This window comes from Stenotrophomonas sp. JAI102 (assembly GCF_013409105.1).
Classification (GTDB): Bacteria; Pseudomonadota; Gammaproteobacteria; order Xanthomonadales; family Xanthomonadaceae; genus Stenotrophomonas; species Stenotrophomonas maltophilia_AA.
Genome location: NZ_JACCCI010000006.1, coordinates 55448 through 71888, shown reverse-complemented (window position 1 = coordinate 71888; position 16441 = coordinate 55448). Strand labels below are relative to the sequence as shown.

General features: G+C 67.0%; 11 protein-coding genes. 8 read left to right on the top strand and 3 right to left on the bottom strand.

What is annotated here, in order from left to right; genetic code table 11:
• The first annotated feature begins 88 nt into the window (after positions 1-88).
• Positions 89-700, top strand: coding sequence for an outer membrane beta-barrel protein (locus HDC96_RS18135; RefSeq protein WP_179461162.1), 612 nt, complete (start codon positions 89-91; stop codon positions 698-700).
• 178 nt (positions 701-878) lie between these two features.
• Positions 879-2723 carry an asparagine synthase C-terminal domain-containing protein gene (locus HDC96_RS18130; protein ID WP_257018802.1) on the top strand — a complete coding sequence of 615 codons (1845 nt, stop codon included), beginning with the start codon at positions 879-881 and terminating at the stop codon, positions 2721-2723.
• Positions 2724-2818: 95 nt separating this feature from the next.
• Here the strand turns inward: HDC96_RS18130 and HDC96_RS18125 are convergent, their stop codons facing one another.
• Both HDC96_RS18125 and queD read right to left on the bottom strand, forming a co-directional pair.
• Positions 2819-3184 carry a phasin family protein gene (locus tag HDC96_RS18125; RefSeq protein ID WP_179461160.1) on the bottom strand — a complete coding sequence of 122 codons (366 nt, stop codon included), beginning with the start codon at positions 3182-3184 and terminating at the stop codon, positions 2819-2821.
• A 129-nt stretch (positions 3185-3313) separates the two neighbouring features.
• On the bottom strand, positions 3314-3667 hold the full coding sequence (gene queD / locus HDC96_RS18120) for a 6-carboxytetrahydropterin synthase QueD (protein WP_179461159.1): 354 nt from the start codon (positions 3665-3667) through the stop codon (positions 3314-3316).
• A 188-nt stretch (positions 3668-3855) separates the two neighbouring features.
• Here queD and HDC96_RS18115 point away from each other — a divergent pair, with 188 nt between their 5' ends.
• From HDC96_RS18115 to HDC96_RS18100, 4 genes are all read left to right on the top strand, one after another.
• On the top strand, positions 3856-6501 hold the full coding sequence (locus HDC96_RS18115; protein ID WP_179461184.1) for a TonB-dependent receptor: 2646 nt from the start codon (positions 3856-3858) through the stop codon (positions 6499-6501).
• Positions 6502-6534: 33 nt separating this feature from the next.
• Complete coding sequence (locus HDC96_RS18110) at positions 6535-9099, top strand: M14 family zinc carboxypeptidase (protein ID WP_179461183.1); 2565 nt, start codon at positions 6535-6537, stop codon at positions 9097-9099.
• Between the two features lie 347 nt (positions 9100-9446).
• Positions 9447-10298 carry an EF-hand domain-containing protein gene (locus HDC96_RS18105; RefSeq protein ID WP_179461158.1) on the top strand — a complete coding sequence of 284 codons (852 nt, stop codon included), beginning with the start codon at positions 9447-9449 and terminating at the stop codon, positions 10296-10298.
• A 177-nt stretch (positions 10299-10475) separates the two neighbouring features.
• Positions 10476-12779, top strand: coding sequence for a TonB-dependent hemoglobin/transferrin/lactoferrin family receptor (locus HDC96_RS18100; protein ID WP_179461157.1), 2304 nt, complete (start codon positions 10476-10478; stop codon positions 12777-12779).
• Positions 12780-12895: 116 nt separating this feature from the next.
• On the opposite strand, the gene HDC96_RS18095 is transcribed toward HDC96_RS18100, so the two are convergent.
• Positions 12896-14296 (bottom strand): DEAD/DEAH box helicase, encoded by a 1401-nt coding sequence (locus tag HDC96_RS18095; RefSeq protein ID WP_176990666.1) that lies wholly within the window; start codon positions 14294-14296, stop codon positions 12896-12898.
• 444 nt (positions 14297-14740) lie between these two features.
• Between HDC96_RS18095 and HDC96_RS18090 the strand changes: the two genes are divergently transcribed.
• Both HDC96_RS18090 and maiA read left to right on the top strand, forming a co-directional pair.
• The gene (locus tag HDC96_RS18090) at positions 14741-15730 is read left to right on the top strand and encodes a fumarylacetoacetate hydrolase family protein (protein WP_179461156.1); all 990 of its coding nucleotides are present in this window, start codon (positions 14741-14743) and stop codon (positions 15728-15730) included.
• Positions 15731-15750: 20 nt separating this feature from the next.
• Positions 15751-16404 carry a maleylacetoacetate isomerase gene (gene maiA, locus HDC96_RS18085; RefSeq protein WP_179461155.1) on the top strand — a complete coding sequence of 218 codons (654 nt, stop codon included), beginning with the start codon at positions 15751-15753 and terminating at the stop codon, positions 16402-16404.
• The last annotated feature ends 37 nt before the right edge of the window (positions 16405-16441 follow it).

The window sequence follows — 16441 nt, the reverse complement described above, 5'->3', positions numbered from 1 at the left end:
GAGAACGGTTGCGACAGGTACACGCGCGCTGCACTGACACCGCGGCCGCACGCATCCACGCTGTGATCTCCAAACCACGGAGTCACCCATGTACATCAAGCGTTCCCTTTTCGTGTTCTCGCTGGCGCTGGTCGCTACTGCCGCCCATGCTTCTCCCGCCGATCGCGAGGGCGCCTATATTTACGGTGCGGTCGGCAAGACCCACGCCAACTGGAAGGTCCCCGCCGCCGATGCGGCAGCGGGCACCAAAAGCAAGCAGCGGGGCGCCCGCACCAGCTACAACGTCGGCGCTGGCTATCGGTTCAGCCCGTTCCTTGCCGCAGAGGGCTCGTTCGAGAACACGATCGGCAATAGTCGCAGCAAGGCTCCAGGCACGGGGAGCATCGCCAGCCGTTCGATGAACATCGGTGGCCTGGTCCTGATGCCGATCGGCGATCACGTGGAACTGTTCGGCAAGGTAGCCGTCGGCAGCCGCCAGCAGAGCTATCTGCCGCCGAAGGGCGTGGACCTCAAGACCACCCGGCAGAACAAATTCGCCACCACACCCAGCGTCGGTGCCAACGTCTACTTGACCGACGCCTTCGCGCTGCGCGCCGAGTACAGCATTCCAATGTCCGTCAACAGGAAAGTGCAGCAGGCGGCAGGCGTGGAAAAGATGCGCCTCAACAGCTGGAACGTAGGCGTCTCCTACGCTTTCTGAGCGGCCAGGTCATCCACCGCTTCCAAGTCGTTGCGGTGGGTGACGGCCTTCCCCCGACGCGGGTGCCCCGCAGGGCGCCCGCGATCCTGGCAGGAGATCTCTTTATATGAGTGGCATCTGTGGCGTCGTCGTGCGTCCTGGAAAATGTTCGGCTGGCCTGGCGCAACGCGTGCACGCGATGAGCGCGACGTTTCGCCACGGTGGGCATGCGCCGTCGACCTGGTGCGATGAGACTCACGGCGTAGCGCTGGCGCGAATGCACAGCGCGGCTGGCATGCCTTCGTCGCCGAAGCAGTCTGCATGCGGACGCTATGTGCTGTGTCTGGACGGTACGCTGTATGCCCGTGCCACCCTGCAGCGCGAGTTTGCGGCAACGCAGGAGCCGGCCGTGGACGATGCCACCCTGTTGCTGCTCTCGCTTGCCGCGCGGGGGGTGCAGCGCACGTTGAATGACTGCGACGGGGCCTTCGCGCTGGCCGTGTGGGATCGCCAGGAGAACGTGCTTTGGCTGGCCCGCGACCGCGTCGGCGCGCGCCCCCTGTACTACGGCTGGTGCCACGGCGATCTGCTGTTCGGCGTCGGGCTTGCGTCGCTGCATGGCTATCCCGGCTTCCAGGCACCGATCAATCGTGACGCGTTGTCGTTGCTGCTGCGCTTTGGCTACATTCCCGCGCCGCACAGCATCCAGCAGGGCATCTTCAAAGTGGACGCCGGGTGCGTGGTCCGGCTCACCCCGGCCGTCCGCGACGCGGGTGCACAGGCTCACAGCGGGCAGGCGGGCGGTCGCCGCTACTGGGATGCCCGCGAGGAAATCCGCGCCGCCATCGATGAGCGCACGTACATGCCCGTATCCAGCGACGATGCACTCGAGCGGTTGGAGCTGCTGCTGCATCAGGCGGTGGCGCGGCGGACGCCGCGGGGCGCGACTGCCGCAGCGTTCCTGTCGGGCGGAACCGATTCCTCGCTGGTCGCTGCCGTTCTGCAGTCGCAGTCGACGGTGCCGGTCGACACGTTCACGGTCGGCTTCGAGGATCCCCGCCATGACGAAGCCGACTGGGCGGACCAGGTCGCCGCCCGACTCGGGACCCGTCACACGCGCCACATCCTATGCGGGACCGAGGCCTCGGCGCTGGTGGCGGCGTTGCCTGACATCTGGTGTGAACCCTTCGCTGACGCATCCCAGGTGCCAACACTGCTGGCGAGCATGCTGGTGGCCGATCGCCACCACGTGGTGATGACAGGCGATGGCGGGGATGAGCTGTTCCATGGGCATGCTGCGTACCAGCGCGCCATCCGCAATGCGGGCTGGAACGAGCGCATTCCCTCGCCGTTGCGCAGCCTGTTGCGGCGATGGCCTGCGGCCGACCCGGAACGGGCGCGCCTGGGCGGCTGGCCCGCGCTGCGCTCGGAACTGGGCGCCGACGGCGTGGAAGCGCATTACCTGTTACGGGTGTCGCGCTGGCGCGATCCGGCCCGGGTGGTACTGCATGCACGGGAGCCGACGACGGTATTCACCGATCGCGGGCGCTGGCTGGAGGCGGGCGAGCCGGCTGATTGCGTGCAGTATTTGGATTTCCTGATGGACCTGGGCAACGGCATCCTGACCAAGATCCACCATGCCGGCGCCGCGCATGGGCTGGAGACCCGCTCGCCACTGCTGGATCCGGCCCTGGCACGCTTCGCCTGGTCGCTGCCGGGCGGCCTCACGTTCGCCGACGGCCAACACAAATGGATTCTCAAGCAACTCCTGTCACGGCATCTGCCCGAACGGCTCGTGCACCGACCGAAGATGGGCTTCGGACCGCCGGTCGCCACGTGGCTGGCAGGCCCGCTGTTCCCGTGGGCCAATGCGTTGCTGGATGAGCAGCGGCTGCGCCGCGAGGGCTACTTCGATGCGGCGATGGTCGCGCGGATATGGAGGGAGTTCTGCGAGGGCCGGCGCAAGTGGCATACCCACCTGTGGCCGATCCTGATGTTCCAGGCGTGGTTGGAACGGCACCGGCGGGCGACCACCGAAGCCTGAACCCCGCCCAAAAAAAGACCCGACAGAGGGAGGGTTCTGTCGGGTCTGGGATTGCGTGGGGGGAGGGACCCACGCAAATTCGATGTTTGTCCGGCTCAGCCGCGCGTCTTGCCTGCGCTGGGCGTGGCGGCCGCGAACGGCTGCCGAGCGAGTTCGCCGAAGGCTTCGGAGGCCTTCAGCCCCAGGCCGGCCACTTCCTGGCTGGCGCTGGTCCAACGGGCGAGGTTGTCACGTGCCAGTTGCGCGCCCTTGGGCAGCAGCGACTGCAGCGTGCCGGCATCCTGTGACTGCACGATTTCTCCGACGAATCCGCTGGTGGCGGTGATGTTCTTCTCCAGCGTCTTCAGCTGCACCCCGAACATGCTCTCGGCATTTTCCAGTGCGAGCCGGTTGGCACGCGCGGCCGTGGCGGCCAGCTGGCGGGTGTAGTCGCTGAAGGAATCGGTGAACGCGGACGTCATGGTCAGGACGGCTCGAGAACGTTGATGCAATGCAGCATACGCCGAAAATATTGCATTGCAACATTTCGTTGCCAGTTGTGGTCCGGTTTCAGGAGAATGATTGAAAAATCAATGGGTTGAGACGCCCGATCAACCGCGATAGCGGCAGCCCGAGGTGCAGGTTTCGTGCACGGTGACTTCGCTCAGCTCAGGCAGGGCCGGCTTGAGTTCGTTCCAGATCCAGATCGCCAGCCGTTCGCTGGTCGGGTTCTCCAGGCCGGGGATGTCGTTGAGGTAGTGGTGGTCCAGGCGGTCGTAGATCGGTTGGAAGGCGGCTTTGACGTCGCCGAAATCCATGATCCAGCCGGTCTGCTCGCCAGGCTCCCCCTCCACCTTGAGTTCCACCCGGAACGAGTGGCCGTGCAGGCGCGCGCACTTGTGGCCCGGCGGCACGTTGGGGAGGTGGTGAGCGGCCTCGAGGGTAAAGATTTTGAAGATTTCCATGGCCGCATTGTAGCGGTGGGCCGGGGGTCCGGCAGGCCCGGGGCGTTAATTGTTGCTCACTAAAACATTTCCATCCGGATGAAGAGATGTTAGTTTCTCTTATATCCGTATGAAGAGATGTTATTGGCCGTGGTTCAGCCAGGCATGGACTACTGCGGACCTTGTCGTCCACCACCCCACTGAAGTTCATGCCCAAGCACACTCTTCTCGTAGCGGCGTTGTCCGTCGCTCTGGCAACGCCTTTGACCGCGTTCGCCGACGCCGCCCCCGATGCCGCCGCCACCGGCGACAGCAAGACCCTCGCCGCCGTGCGGGTCACCGGGTCCAACATCACGCGCACCGATACCGAGTCGGCCAACCCGGTGCAGGTGATCGAACGCCAGCAGCTGGAGGAGACCGGCAAGGCCACCGTCGCCGACCTGCTGCGCTCGATCTCGGCCAACACCGGCAACGCCAACAACGAAACCACCAACAACGGGTGGGCCTCCGGTTCGGCCGGCATCGGCCTGCGCGGCCTGTCGCAGAAGAACACCCTGGTGCTGCTCAATGGGCGCCGCCTGGCCAACTACGGCTTCCCGGCCGGCGGCCTGTCCGACACCTTCGTCAACCTCAACGCGCTGCCGCTGGTCGCGGTGGAGCGCATCGAAGTGCTCAAGGACGGCGCCTCGGCCGTGTACGGCTCCGATGCCGTGGCCGGTGTGGTCAACATCATCACCCGGCAGAATTTCGAAGGTGCCGAACTCGGTGGCAGCCTGGGCACCGCCGACCAGGGCGGGCTGGACGAGCAGAACCTGAAGTTCATCGGTGGCATCGGTGATCTGGATACGGACGGCTACAACATCCTGGTCAGCCTGGAAGGCTACAACCGCGAGCGCCTGGATCAGGACCAGCGCGACCTGACCACGTCCGGCATCTACACCGACACGCCCGGCGGCCGCTGGAACGGCTGGTCGGCCAAGGGCGCGCGCTATCTGGTCAGCGGCACCTCGGTGCCGATGCTGGACGCCAGCGGCAACTGCCCCGAAGGCACGACGCTCGTTGCCAGCGCGCCGATCGATGGCCTGGCCGGCAACACCTGCGGCTTCAACCAGGCCCCGTACACCACGCTGATCCCCTCGACCAAGCGCTACCAGGCCTACGTCAACGGCACCTTCCGCGTGAACGACACCGTCGAAGCGTTCGGCGAAGTGCTCTACAGCGACATCAAGGGCGTCTCCTGGTTCGGCAGCAGCCCGTTCTTCACCCTCGAGAGCGGCCGCTTCGCGCTCAACGCCGACACCGGACTGGCCGAGCCGGTCTCCTCCAACCTGCCAGCGAGCAGCCCATACAACCCGTACGGCCGCGCCGTGCCGATCGAATACACCTTCTTCAACCTCGGCGCGACCATCAAGACCAACCGCTCGCAGGCCTACCGCGGCCTGGTCGGGCTGCGCGGCAGCCTGCAGAACTGGGATTGGGAAGTCGGTGCGTTCGGCGCCCGCAGCAGCGAGCGCGAGACCGTCTCCGGCGGCTTCGCCAACCGCTACGCGCTGGCCGATGCGCTGGCCAGCGGCAGCTACAACCTGCTCAATCCGTCGGCCACTCCGCAGGACGTGCTCAACGCGATCAACATCAGCACGCTGCGCCCGGCCGAGTCGGTGCTGCAGGGCGTGGACGCGAAGATCTCCGGTGCGATCGGCCATACCTGGGCCGGTGAAATCGGCTTCGCCGCCGGTGCCGAGTGGCGCCGCGAGAAGCTCGATTCCAACAATCCCTGGCAGATCGATGCCGGCCTGCAGATCCGTCCGGCGATCGCCGAAGTGCATGGCGAGCGCAAGGTCACCGCCGCCTATGCCGAAGTGAACGTGCCGCTGGCCGAGCGCCTCGAACTGCAGGCCGCGGCGCGTGCCGATCACTACAGCGATTTCGGTGATGCGTTCTCGCCCAAGCTGAGCCTGCGCTGGCAGCCGTGGGACATCCTGCTGGTGCGTGCGGCCGCTTCCAAGGGTTTCCGCGCGCCGTCGCTCTCGGAGAACTCCAACAGCACCAGCATCGCCTACGGCAGCGTGATCGATCCGCGCGACCCGGACGTGCCGGGTTCGCGGCAGAACCCGACCTTCTTCACCGTCGGCAACAACGACCTCAAGCCGGAGCGCACCAAGAGCTTCAACGCCGGCATCGTGCTCTCGCCGTGGTCCAACACCAGCCTGAGCGTGGACTACTACCGCATCGCGCTGGAGAACCTGGTCGGCACCAACAATACGCAGACCCTGGTCAGCGATGACGTGCCCGGTGCGGTCCAGCGCGATGAGCGCGGCAAGCTGCTGGCGGTCTACAACCGCTACCAGAACCTGAGCGAGCTGAAGACCTCCGGCTTCGACGTCGAGCTGCGCCAGCGCTTCCCGACCGCGCGTGCCGGCGACTTCGGCCTGAGCACCGCCTTCACCCATGTGCGCGACTACAGCCGCCCCACCGTGGTCGGTGGTCCGCTGGTGGACTACGCCGGCAGCAACCTCGGCGCCACCCTGCCGAAGAACAAGGCGACCACCACCGTCGACTGGAGCTACGGCGATTTCCGCACGGCGCTGACCTGGTACTACACCAGCGGCTACGACCAGAAGGCCAGCGCCGCGGCCACCGCCGTGCAGGATCGCGTCGATGCGTACAACCAGTTCGATCTGTACCTGGGTTACACCGGCATCGACAAGCTGACCCTGTACGCGAAGATCCAGAACCTGGCCGACGAAGAGCCGCCGTACGACGCCTCGTTCCCGGGTATCCGCGCGCCGTATGACTTCAGCCAGTACGACCTGCGCGGCCGCTACTTCACGGTCGGCTTCGACTACCGCTTCTGACCCCGGGGAATCGCTGTGTCTCTGCAACGTCGTCTGCTGTCTCCCATCGCCTGGTTGGCGCTGGTGCTGTGCCTGTTCGCTGCGCCTGCCTCCGCGCAGAGTGCGTACTTCTTCCCGGCCGGCGGTGATTTCGATCCGGCCGTGCCCACGCCCCAGCAGTTCCTCGGCTATGAGATCGGCAGCCGCTACACGCGGCACGATCAGCTGGTGGCCTATTTCAACGAACTGGCCAGGCACTCGGACAAGATCAGGGTCGAGGAGATCGGCCGCAGCTACGAGGGCCGCCCGCTGCTGATCGCCACGGTGACCTCGGCGCAGAACCTGCAGAACCTGGAGACGCTGCGCCGCCAGCACGTCACCCTGGCCGATCCGGCGCAGCCGCTCTCGGCCGCCGGCAACAGCCCGGTGGTGGTGTGGCTGGGCTACAGCGTGCACGGCAACGAGACCTCCAGCGGTGAAGCAGCGATGCTGACCGCCTACTACCTGGTCGCCAACCGCAGCGCGGAGACCGCGCAGTGGCTGCAGCAGGCGGTGGTGCTGTTCGATCCGGCGCAGAACCCGGACGGGCGCGACCGCGCGGCGAGCTGGCACAACGCCTACGCATCGTCGCCGGCCTCGGCCGACCCGGCCGACAAGGAACACGTCGAACCGTTCCCGCAGGGCCGCACCAACCACTACTTCACCGACCTCAACCGCGACTGGCTGGCGCTGACCCAGCAGGACACGCGACCGAAGATCGCCTATTTCCATCAGTGGTATCCCAACGTCCAGATCGATTTCCACGAGATGGGCAAGGACAGCACCTACTACTTCGAACCGTCGCCGGCGAGCATGCACAGCCCGCTCATTCCGGCATCGTCGTATGACTTCAACAAGACCCTGGCCAGGTACCACGCGCAGTCGCTGGATGCGCTGGGCTCGCTGTACTACACCGGGGAAAACTTCGACAACTTCTCGCCGGTGTACGGCTCGACCTACCCGGACTTCCACGGCGCGGTCGGGGTGACGGTCGAGCAGGCGAGTTCGCGTGGCCGGGTGCAGGAATCGGCCAACGGCCTGTTGACCTTCGGCTTCACCATCCGCAACCAGGTGGCGACCGGCCTGGGCACGGTCCGTGGTGCGGTGACCGAGCGCGACGGGTTGCTGAAGCTGCAGAAGGACTTCTTCCAGTCTGCGTTGAAGCAGGCCAACCAGCAGCCGGTGAAGTCGTTCGTGTTCGGCGACGCGGCCGATCCGGGCCTGACCCAGCGGCTGCTGGACCTGCTGCTGCAGCACCAGATCACCGTGCAGGCACTGAGCGCGCCAGTGACGGTGGACGGCCAGCGTTTCGAGCCGGGCAGCGCCTACGTGGTCCAGGCCGCGCAACCGCAGTTCCGCCTGGTGCATTCGATCTTCGCCGATACGCCGCCGATCAAGGGCGATGTGTTCTACGGCAGCACCTCCTACGCGATCGCGCCGGCCTACGGCATCGCCTTCGCCGCCAGCCGCAGCCGGATCGCCGGTGGCGAGCGCGTGGCCAGCGTGCCAGCCGCGAACGGTGGCGTGGCGGGTGGCCAGGCGGGCTACGCCTATGTGTTCGATTGGCGCGACTACAACGCCAGCCGCGCGCTGTATGCGCTGCAGGCCAAGGGTCTGTTGACCCGTGCCGCGTTCCAGCCGTTCACGGCGGCCACCGCGCAGGGGGAGCAGTCGTTCGGTTACGGCAGCATCGTGGTGCCGGTCGCAGGGCAGCCGCTGGCAGGCGCCGAGCTGCTCGCCGCGGTCGACGCGGTCGCGCACAGCAGTGGCGTGCACATCCAGGCGCTGTCGAGTGGGCAGAGCCGGGGCGGCATCGACCTGGGCAGCGACAGCGTCAAGGCGCTGCGCAAGCCGGCGGTGGCGCTGGTCATAGGCGAGGGCGTCAGCGCCACCGAAATCGGCTCGGCGTGGTTCGTGCTCGACCAGCACCTGCAGCTGCCGGCCAGCAAGATCGACCCGGCCCAGCTGGGCAAGATCACGCTCGACCGCTACACCACGATCGTCCTGGCCGGCGGCACCTACACCGGCGTGGATGCCACCGCAGTCGCGGCGCTGAAGCGGTGGATCAACGCCGGTGGCTCGTTGATCACCTATGGCACCGCCGCGCGCTGGGCGATCGAGCAGAAGCTCAGCGATGAAGTGCTGGGGCCGGAGGAAAAGGAGCCGGAAGCTGCACGACGTGCGTTCGGTGACCAGCGTGACATCGCGGCGATCGAGCGCGTCAGCGGCAACATCCTCAGCGCGGACGTGGACAACACCCATCCGCTGGGCTTCGGCGTGCCGCGCCGGCAGCTGGCGGTGAACAAGGAGAACGGCCTGAGTTTCCAGCCCAGCCGCAACCCGTTCTCCACCGTGGTGCGCATCGATGAGGCGCCCAAGGTCAACGGCTATCTGTCCGAGCGCAACCGCAGCCGCGTCGCCGGTGCCGCGTGGCTGGTGGTGTCGCCGCAGGGGCAGGGCAACGTGGTCCTGTTCGCCGATGACCCGGCCCACCGCAAGTACTGGCACGGCACCGAGCGTCTGCTGTTGAACGCGATCTTCTTCGGCAACCAGCTCAACCCGACCAAGCCGCGCGGCTGACGCGTCCACCTCAGATAGTGCCGGCGGCTGGCCGGCTCCCAATCGTTTCCACCGCGACGCGCAGGCATCCCGGTGGCGGCTCTCGCCTCCGGTAGTGCCGGCCGCTGGCCGGCTCCCCGAACACCCCCACCCACGCAGCCGACTCCCCGTCGGCTGCGTCCGTTCCGGCCCATCACAGCCCCTGTGAAAATTCCGTATTGCGAATCATTCGCAATAAGAATAGGATGGCGCCCGCTCACGCTGGACGCGAGCGTCACCGGTACCGTCGCGCCGATCCACGCCAGACCCTCCCGGGTTCCGCGTCCGCGTCCTCGAACCGTCACCGTCCTTTCTCCAGGGGAACCACCATGAAGATCGTCCCGCTCACCGCTGCCGTGTTGGCACTGGTGCTGGCCCCGGCCGCCCTCGCGCAGCCGGCCACCAAGACCGCCACGGTGGCGCCGACCGCGGCCGCTTTCCTGGCGCAGTTCGCCACCGAGGGCGCCGACAGCATCAGCTGGGCCCAGTTCGAGGCCTTCCGCACACAGCGCTACGCCGAGACCGACCGCAACCACGACGGCCATGTTGAGGAACAGGAATACGTCGACGAATACCTGCAGCGCTTCGATGTCCGCCTGGCCGACGCACGCGCCGGCCACCTGCGCCAGACCGACACCCGCTTCAAGGCGCTGGACCGTGACAAGAACAGGGCGATCAGCCGCGCCGAATACGATGCCGCCGGGGAACGCACCTGGGCCGGTTACGAGGCATCGCAGAACGCCACGCAGGAAACCGCTGCCGCGTCCTCGCGCGACCCGCTGAAGATGCCGACCTCGCATACCGCCAACGGCATGCTGGAGCTTTACGACCGCAACAAGGACGGCGTGGTCGATCGCGCGGAGTTCGATGCAGTGCGTGCAGCAGGCTTCGCCGCCACCGATACCGACGGCAACGGCGCGTTGTCGCTGACCGAGTACACCACCGAGTTCGAGGGCCGCCTGGAGCAGCAGCGCCAGCGTGTCCGCGCCGATGCCCGGCGCCAGGCCCGCGTGCGCTTCGCGTCGCTGGACAAGGACACCGATGGTCGCATGACCTTCGCCGAGTATCAGCTGTCGGGCAAGCGCATGTTCGACCGTGCCGACAGCAACGGTGATGGCGTCGTCGATGCGCGCGATCCCGAGCCGGTCGCCGGCGCGCACTCGGCCAACGGCAACCGCTAGCGGTCCGGACGTGCCATGCACGTCCCACGTATCAGCCAACGATGATTCCGGCGCGCGATTCCCCGCGCGTCCTTGCGCCTCCCAGCCCCGCTCGGTCCACCGATCGCCGCAGCCAGGAACGGCCCGCCGCCACCGCGGCGCTCACGCCATTCCCTTCCTCTTCTGCGGAGCCTGATCATGACGTCGTCCCTCACCCTGCTGGCCCTGGCAGTTGCCGCCAGCCTGTCCGCCACCGTGCACGCAGAAACCCTCAACGACGCCAGCACGCTCGATACCGTGCGCGTGCAGGCCGAACGTGCCAAGAAAACACGCTCGACCAACCAGAACGTCACCGTGCTCACCGCAGCCGATCTCGACAACGAGATGGCCAATATGATGGAAGAAGCGATCCGCTACATCCCCGGTGTCAGCATCGTGGACATGGGCCGCTTCGGCGACAACGGCTTCAACATCCGCGGACTGGAAAGCGACCGCGTGGCGATCACCGTCGATGGCCTGAGCCTGGGCGAATCGGTGGAAACCGCGCGTTCCTACGAGTTCTTCCGGGGTGGCCGCGGCGACGTGGACATCGATACGCTCAAGAGCCTGGCGGTGATCAAGGGCGCCGACGCGATCAGCGCCGGCAGCGGCGCGCTGGGCGGCGCGGTGGTGTTCACCACCAAGGATCCAGCGGACTATCTCACGCCCACCGGCAACGATACCCACCTGGGCTTCAAGGCGGGCTACTCGGGCGCCAATGACGAAACCATGGGCACGCTGACCTTTGCCAACCGCACCGGCATCGTCGAATCGATGCTGGTCTACACCCGGCGCGAAGGCCACGAATCCGAAGCGTGGTACGACACCACGAATGATCGGATCGGTGTCGGTCGCCGTACCCCCGATCCGGTCGACAGCACCCGCGACAACCTGCTTGGCAAGCTCGACCTGCAGCTCGACGACGCCAATACGCTGGGCTTCCTGTACGAGCGCGGCCGCGCCACCAACGACGTGGACAACCTGTCGCGTGTCTACGCACCGGGCTACCTGTCGCGCAAAGGCCACGACACCAACGACCGTGACCGCTACGGGGTGAACTACCAGTGGCGGGCCGACAACGCGCTGTTCGATACCCTGGATGCGCAGGTGGACCGGCAGGTCACCGACAGCCGCGGCATCACCACCATCGTGGCCGGCAGCGGCTGCCCGGGCGGCGCCACGGCGTGCCTGCGCAGCGAGAACCGCTCCACCAAGCAGACCCTGGACCGTGCCGCGGCCGACTTCAGCAAGGTCTTCGCCACCGCGGGCGCGCGCCATGACGTGGTCTACGGGCTGGCCTGGCAGCAGCGCGACATCGATTTCACCGCGGTCGACACGCGCTGGAACGCGGCCGGGGCCGTGGCCTCGGTGGAGATCGATCCGCGCCAGGTGCCCAAGACCGACGTCACCGCCTGGAACCTGTACCTGCGCGACAGCGTGCAGCTGCTCGACGAACGCCTGACCCTCAGCGCGGGGGCGCGCTACGACCGTTACGACTACTCGCCGCAGGTGGACGCCACCTTCGTGGACCGTACCGGCACCGTGCGTGACGTGAGCTTCGCCTCGCCGACCTGGCAAGTGGGCGCCGAATACCGCTTCCTGCCCGACCACGCGCTGTGGGCCCAGGTGGGTCGTGGCTTCCGTGCGCCCACCGTGGCGGACATGTACTCGCCGACCAGCGCCACCCAGGTGATCAATGCGCAGAACGGCCAGCCGCTGTTGCTCAACGACACCGTGTCCAATCCGGACCTGGAGGCGGAAAAGAGCCTGAACCTCGAGTTCGGCTACCGCTGGAGCACGGACCGCGCGCAGCTGGGCCTGTCGGTGTTCCGCGACCGCTACGAGAACTTCATCGAGTACACCAACCTGGTCCAGTCGGTACCGGGTGGCTTCCGCACCACCGCGACCGGCCCGGTGCTGTATTCGCGCAACTACACGATGCCGACCAACGCGGGCGAAGTGACGGTCAAGGGCGTGGAGCTGGAGGGACGCTGGCAGATCAATGATGCATGGTCCTCGCGCCTGGCGGCCTCCTACAGCGAAGGCGAGAAGCGCAATGGCGATCCGCTGGACAGCATCGTGCCGGCCAGCGCCGTCCTCGGCGTGCGCTATGCCCCCTCGCCGGTGTGGAACCTCACCGCCAGCGTGACCCATGCCGTGGCCAAGAAGGCCAGGGACGCCTACACCACCGACGCCACCGGCAAGGTCACCACGCCGGCCTTCGTCGACAAGGCCGATGGCTACACCGTGCTGGATCTGTACGGCACCTGGAACGTCACCCCGCAGTGGAAGCTCAGCGCTGGCATCTACAACCTGACCAACGAGGCGTACTACCTCTGGCAGCGCGTGCGCAACATCAACAAGGGCAGCAACACGCTGTACGGCTACGTCAACGACGAAGGCATCGGCCGTTACAGCGAGCCGGGCCGCAATGCACGGATCACGGTCGCCTACAGCTTCTGAGGCAACGCACCATTCAACGGCCGTTGTAGTGCCGGCCGCTGGCCGGCTCCCGACAAACAAAAAAAGGGCGACGCAGATGCGTCGCCCTTTCTACGTCTCAGCGATGCCCGAAGGAATCAGCTGGCGCGACCGCCACCGCCGCCCTGGCTGCGGCCGCCACCGGCGTTGCCGCCGCCACGGCGCTGGCCCTGCGGCTGGCCACCGCGCGGTGCACCGCGGCCGGCGCCATCACGCTGACCGCCACCGGCCTTCTTCGGGCCAGCATGGGCGTGGCGCGGGGCCTCGGCGTGCGGACGACGCGCGTGCTTGCGCGGGGTACGATCGCCACCCGGCAGTTCGGCCTTGCCCGGCGCGCTGTTGCCCCAGCGGATCGGGGTCTGCGGCTCGAAGCCCGGCACGTCGCGGATGTCCATGTCCTTGTCGAGCAGGCGCACGATCTGGCGCAGCAGCTTGGCTTCGTCCTGCGCCACCAGCGAAATCGCCTGGCCGGTCGAACCGTTACGGCCGGTACGGCCGATGCGGTGCACGTAATCCTCGGCCACCATCGGCAGGTCATAGTTGATGACCTTCGGCAGCTCGTTGATGTCGATGCCGCGTGCGGCGATGTCGGTGGCGACCAGTACGGTCACGCGGCCGGCCTTGAAGTCGCCCAGCGCGCGCAGGCGCTGGCCCTGGCTCTTGTTGCCGTGGATCGCCGCGGTCTTGATGCCGGACTTGTCCAGGAACATGGCCAGCTTGTCGCAGCCGTGCTTGGTACGACCGAACACCAGGGTCTGCTCACGGCTGTCCTGGGCCAGCAGGTGCAGCAGCAGCTCGCGCTTGCGCGGACCATCGACCGGGTGCACGCGGTGGCTGATGTTCTCGGCAACGGTGTTCTTCGGCGTGACCTGGATCTGCTCCGGGTTGCGCATGAATTCCAGCGCCAGCTGCTTGATGCTCTCTTCGAAGGTCGCCGAGAACAGCAGGGTCTGACGGTTCTGGCGCGGCAGCTTGGCGAGGATCTTCTTGATCGACGGCAGGAAGCCCATGTCGAGCATGCGGTCGGCTTCGTCCAGCACCAGGATTTCGATGCCGGAGAGGTCGACGCTGCGACGCTCGATGTGATCGATCAGGCGGCCCGGGCAGGCGACCAGCAGGTCCACGCCACGGCGCAGCACGTCGAACTGGTTGCCCATGCCGACGCCACCGTAGATGCAGGCGCTCGGGATGCGCAGGTACTTGCTGTAGCCGCGCAGGCTGTCATGCACCTGGGTAGCCAGCTCGCGGGTCGGGGTCAGCACCAGTGCACGCGGACGGCGCGGGCCATCGACGGCCTGCGGGTTGGTGCCCAGGTGCTGCAGCAGCGGCAGGCCGAACGCGGCGGTCTTGCCGGTACCGGTCTGTGCGCCGGCCAGCAGGTCGCGGCCTTCCAGGGCGAGCGGGATCGCCTGCTCCTGGATCGGGGTGGGGGTTTCGTAGCCCTGCTCGGCCAACGCGCGCAGCAGGAACGGGGCAAGGCCCAAGGATTCAAAAGACATCGGGTGGAAGCTCCAAAGACAAAGTAACGCCAGGCCGAATGGCCGGACGCGAGGCAGATCAATGTGATCGGCTGACTCGGAGCGTTCCCGTAAACCGCGCTGCGAGAATTGGGTGCAGTCGACGCGGTGCGCAGACTGGAATGCATGACGAATGGCGTCGGAGTGGGGGCGGGCGACGGATCGTTTGATCCATATCGCCGGCGATCCCGAAGGGAAACGGACGGCCGCTGCAGACCCGGATAGTCTAACGGATGTTTGAGACCCATACCAAATGCCCCTGTTCAGCTTGGGAGCAGGGGACGGAACAGTAGAGCCACGCCATGCGTGGCTGCTCCTGCGCGTCGGCAATGCATTACGGTAAAGCGATGCGGCGGTGCAGCTGGTCGGCCCGCCAAGCATTTGATTACACTTGAAACCTATTTTCGCGATCCCGGATACCCACCCATGAAGCTTGGTTCTTTGAAGGAAGGCGGCCGCGACGGCACCCTGATCGTGGTCTCGCGCGATCTGCGCCAGGGCGTGCGCGCCACCGGCATCGCCGCGACCCTGCAGCAGGCCCTGGAAGACTGGAGCCACCTGGCGCCGCGCCTGAACGCCCTGTACGAGTCGCTGAACGACGGTGATGCCGATGGCGTGTTCGACATCGACCTGCAGGCGCTGGCCGCACCGCTGCCGCGCGCCTACGAGTTCGTCGACGGCAGCGCCTACCTGCCGCACGTGGCCCGGGTGCGCCGCGCCCGTGGCGCCGAGGTGGCGGAGAGCTTCTACACCGATCCGCTGATGTACCAGGCCACCAGCGCCGGCTTCTACGGCCCGCGCGATGCGGTCAAGGTGGTCAGCGAGGAGTACGGCATCGACCTGGAAGCCGAGCTGGTGGTGATCACCGACGATGTGCCGATGGCGGTGACCCCCGAGCAGGCCGCCGGCCATATCCAGCTGATCGGCCTGGTCAACGATGTCTCGCTGCGCAACCTGATCCCGGGCGAACTGGCCAAGGGCTTCGGCTTCCTGCAGTCCAAGCCGCGTTCGGCGCTGTCCCCGGTATTCGTTACCCCGGATGAGCTGGGCGAGGCCTGGCAGGACAGCAAGGTCCACCTGCCGCTGGTCACGCATGTCAACGGCACCTGGTTCGGCGCACCGGAAGCGGGCGTGGACATGCAGTTCAATTTCGCCCAGCTGGTCGCGCATGCGGCCAAGACCCGCCCGCTGGGCGCCGGTGCGATCGTCGGCTCGGGCACCATCGCCAACGAAGACACCAGCAAGGGCGCCTCCTGCTTCGCCGAACAGCGCACGGTGGAAACCCTCCGCGACGGCAAGCCGAGCACGCCCTTCATGTCCTTCGGCGACGTGGTGCGGATCGAGATGTTCGATGCGGCCGGCGAGAGCATCTTCGGTGCGATCGAGCAGCGCATCGAGCAGGCGGCCAAGCCCTGAGCGCCGCTGCCGAGACCGTCATGGAACCGATCGAACTCTTCAGTTACTGGCGGTCCAGCGCGGCGTACCGCGTGCGGATCGGGCTGAACCTCAAGGGCCTGCCGCACCGGATCACCCCGGTGCACCTGGTCCGCGAGGGCGGTGAACAGCACAGCGCGGCGTATGCCGCGCTCAACCCGCAGGAACTGGTGCCGACCCTGCGCCATGGCGAGCGCGTGCTGCAGCAGTCAATGGCGATCCTGGAGTACCTCGACGAGGTATTCCCGGCCACGCCGTTGCTGCCCGGCGATGCCGAGGGCAGGGCGCGCGTGCGGGCACTGGCCCAGCTGGTGGCCTGCGACATCCACCCGCTCAACAACCTGCGGGTGATGCAGTACCTGGACCGCACCCTGCAGGCCAGCGCCGAGGAGCGCACGCAGTGGACGCTGCACTGGATGGCGGAGGGGCTGGCGGCGATGGAAACCCTGCTGGCCGGCCATGCCGCGACGGGCACTTTCTGCCATGGCGACCAGCCCGGCCTGGCCGATGCCTGCCTGGTGCCGCAGCTGTACAACGCGCACCGGTTCGGCCTGGATCTGGCGCCGTACCCGATCCTGCAGCGAATCGAAGCTGCCTGCCTGGCGCTGCCGGCCTTCGACGCAGCGCGGCCCGAGCATCAGATCGACGCGGGGTGACGGTGGGCATCGACCGATCGACGCAGGGAGACGGGTA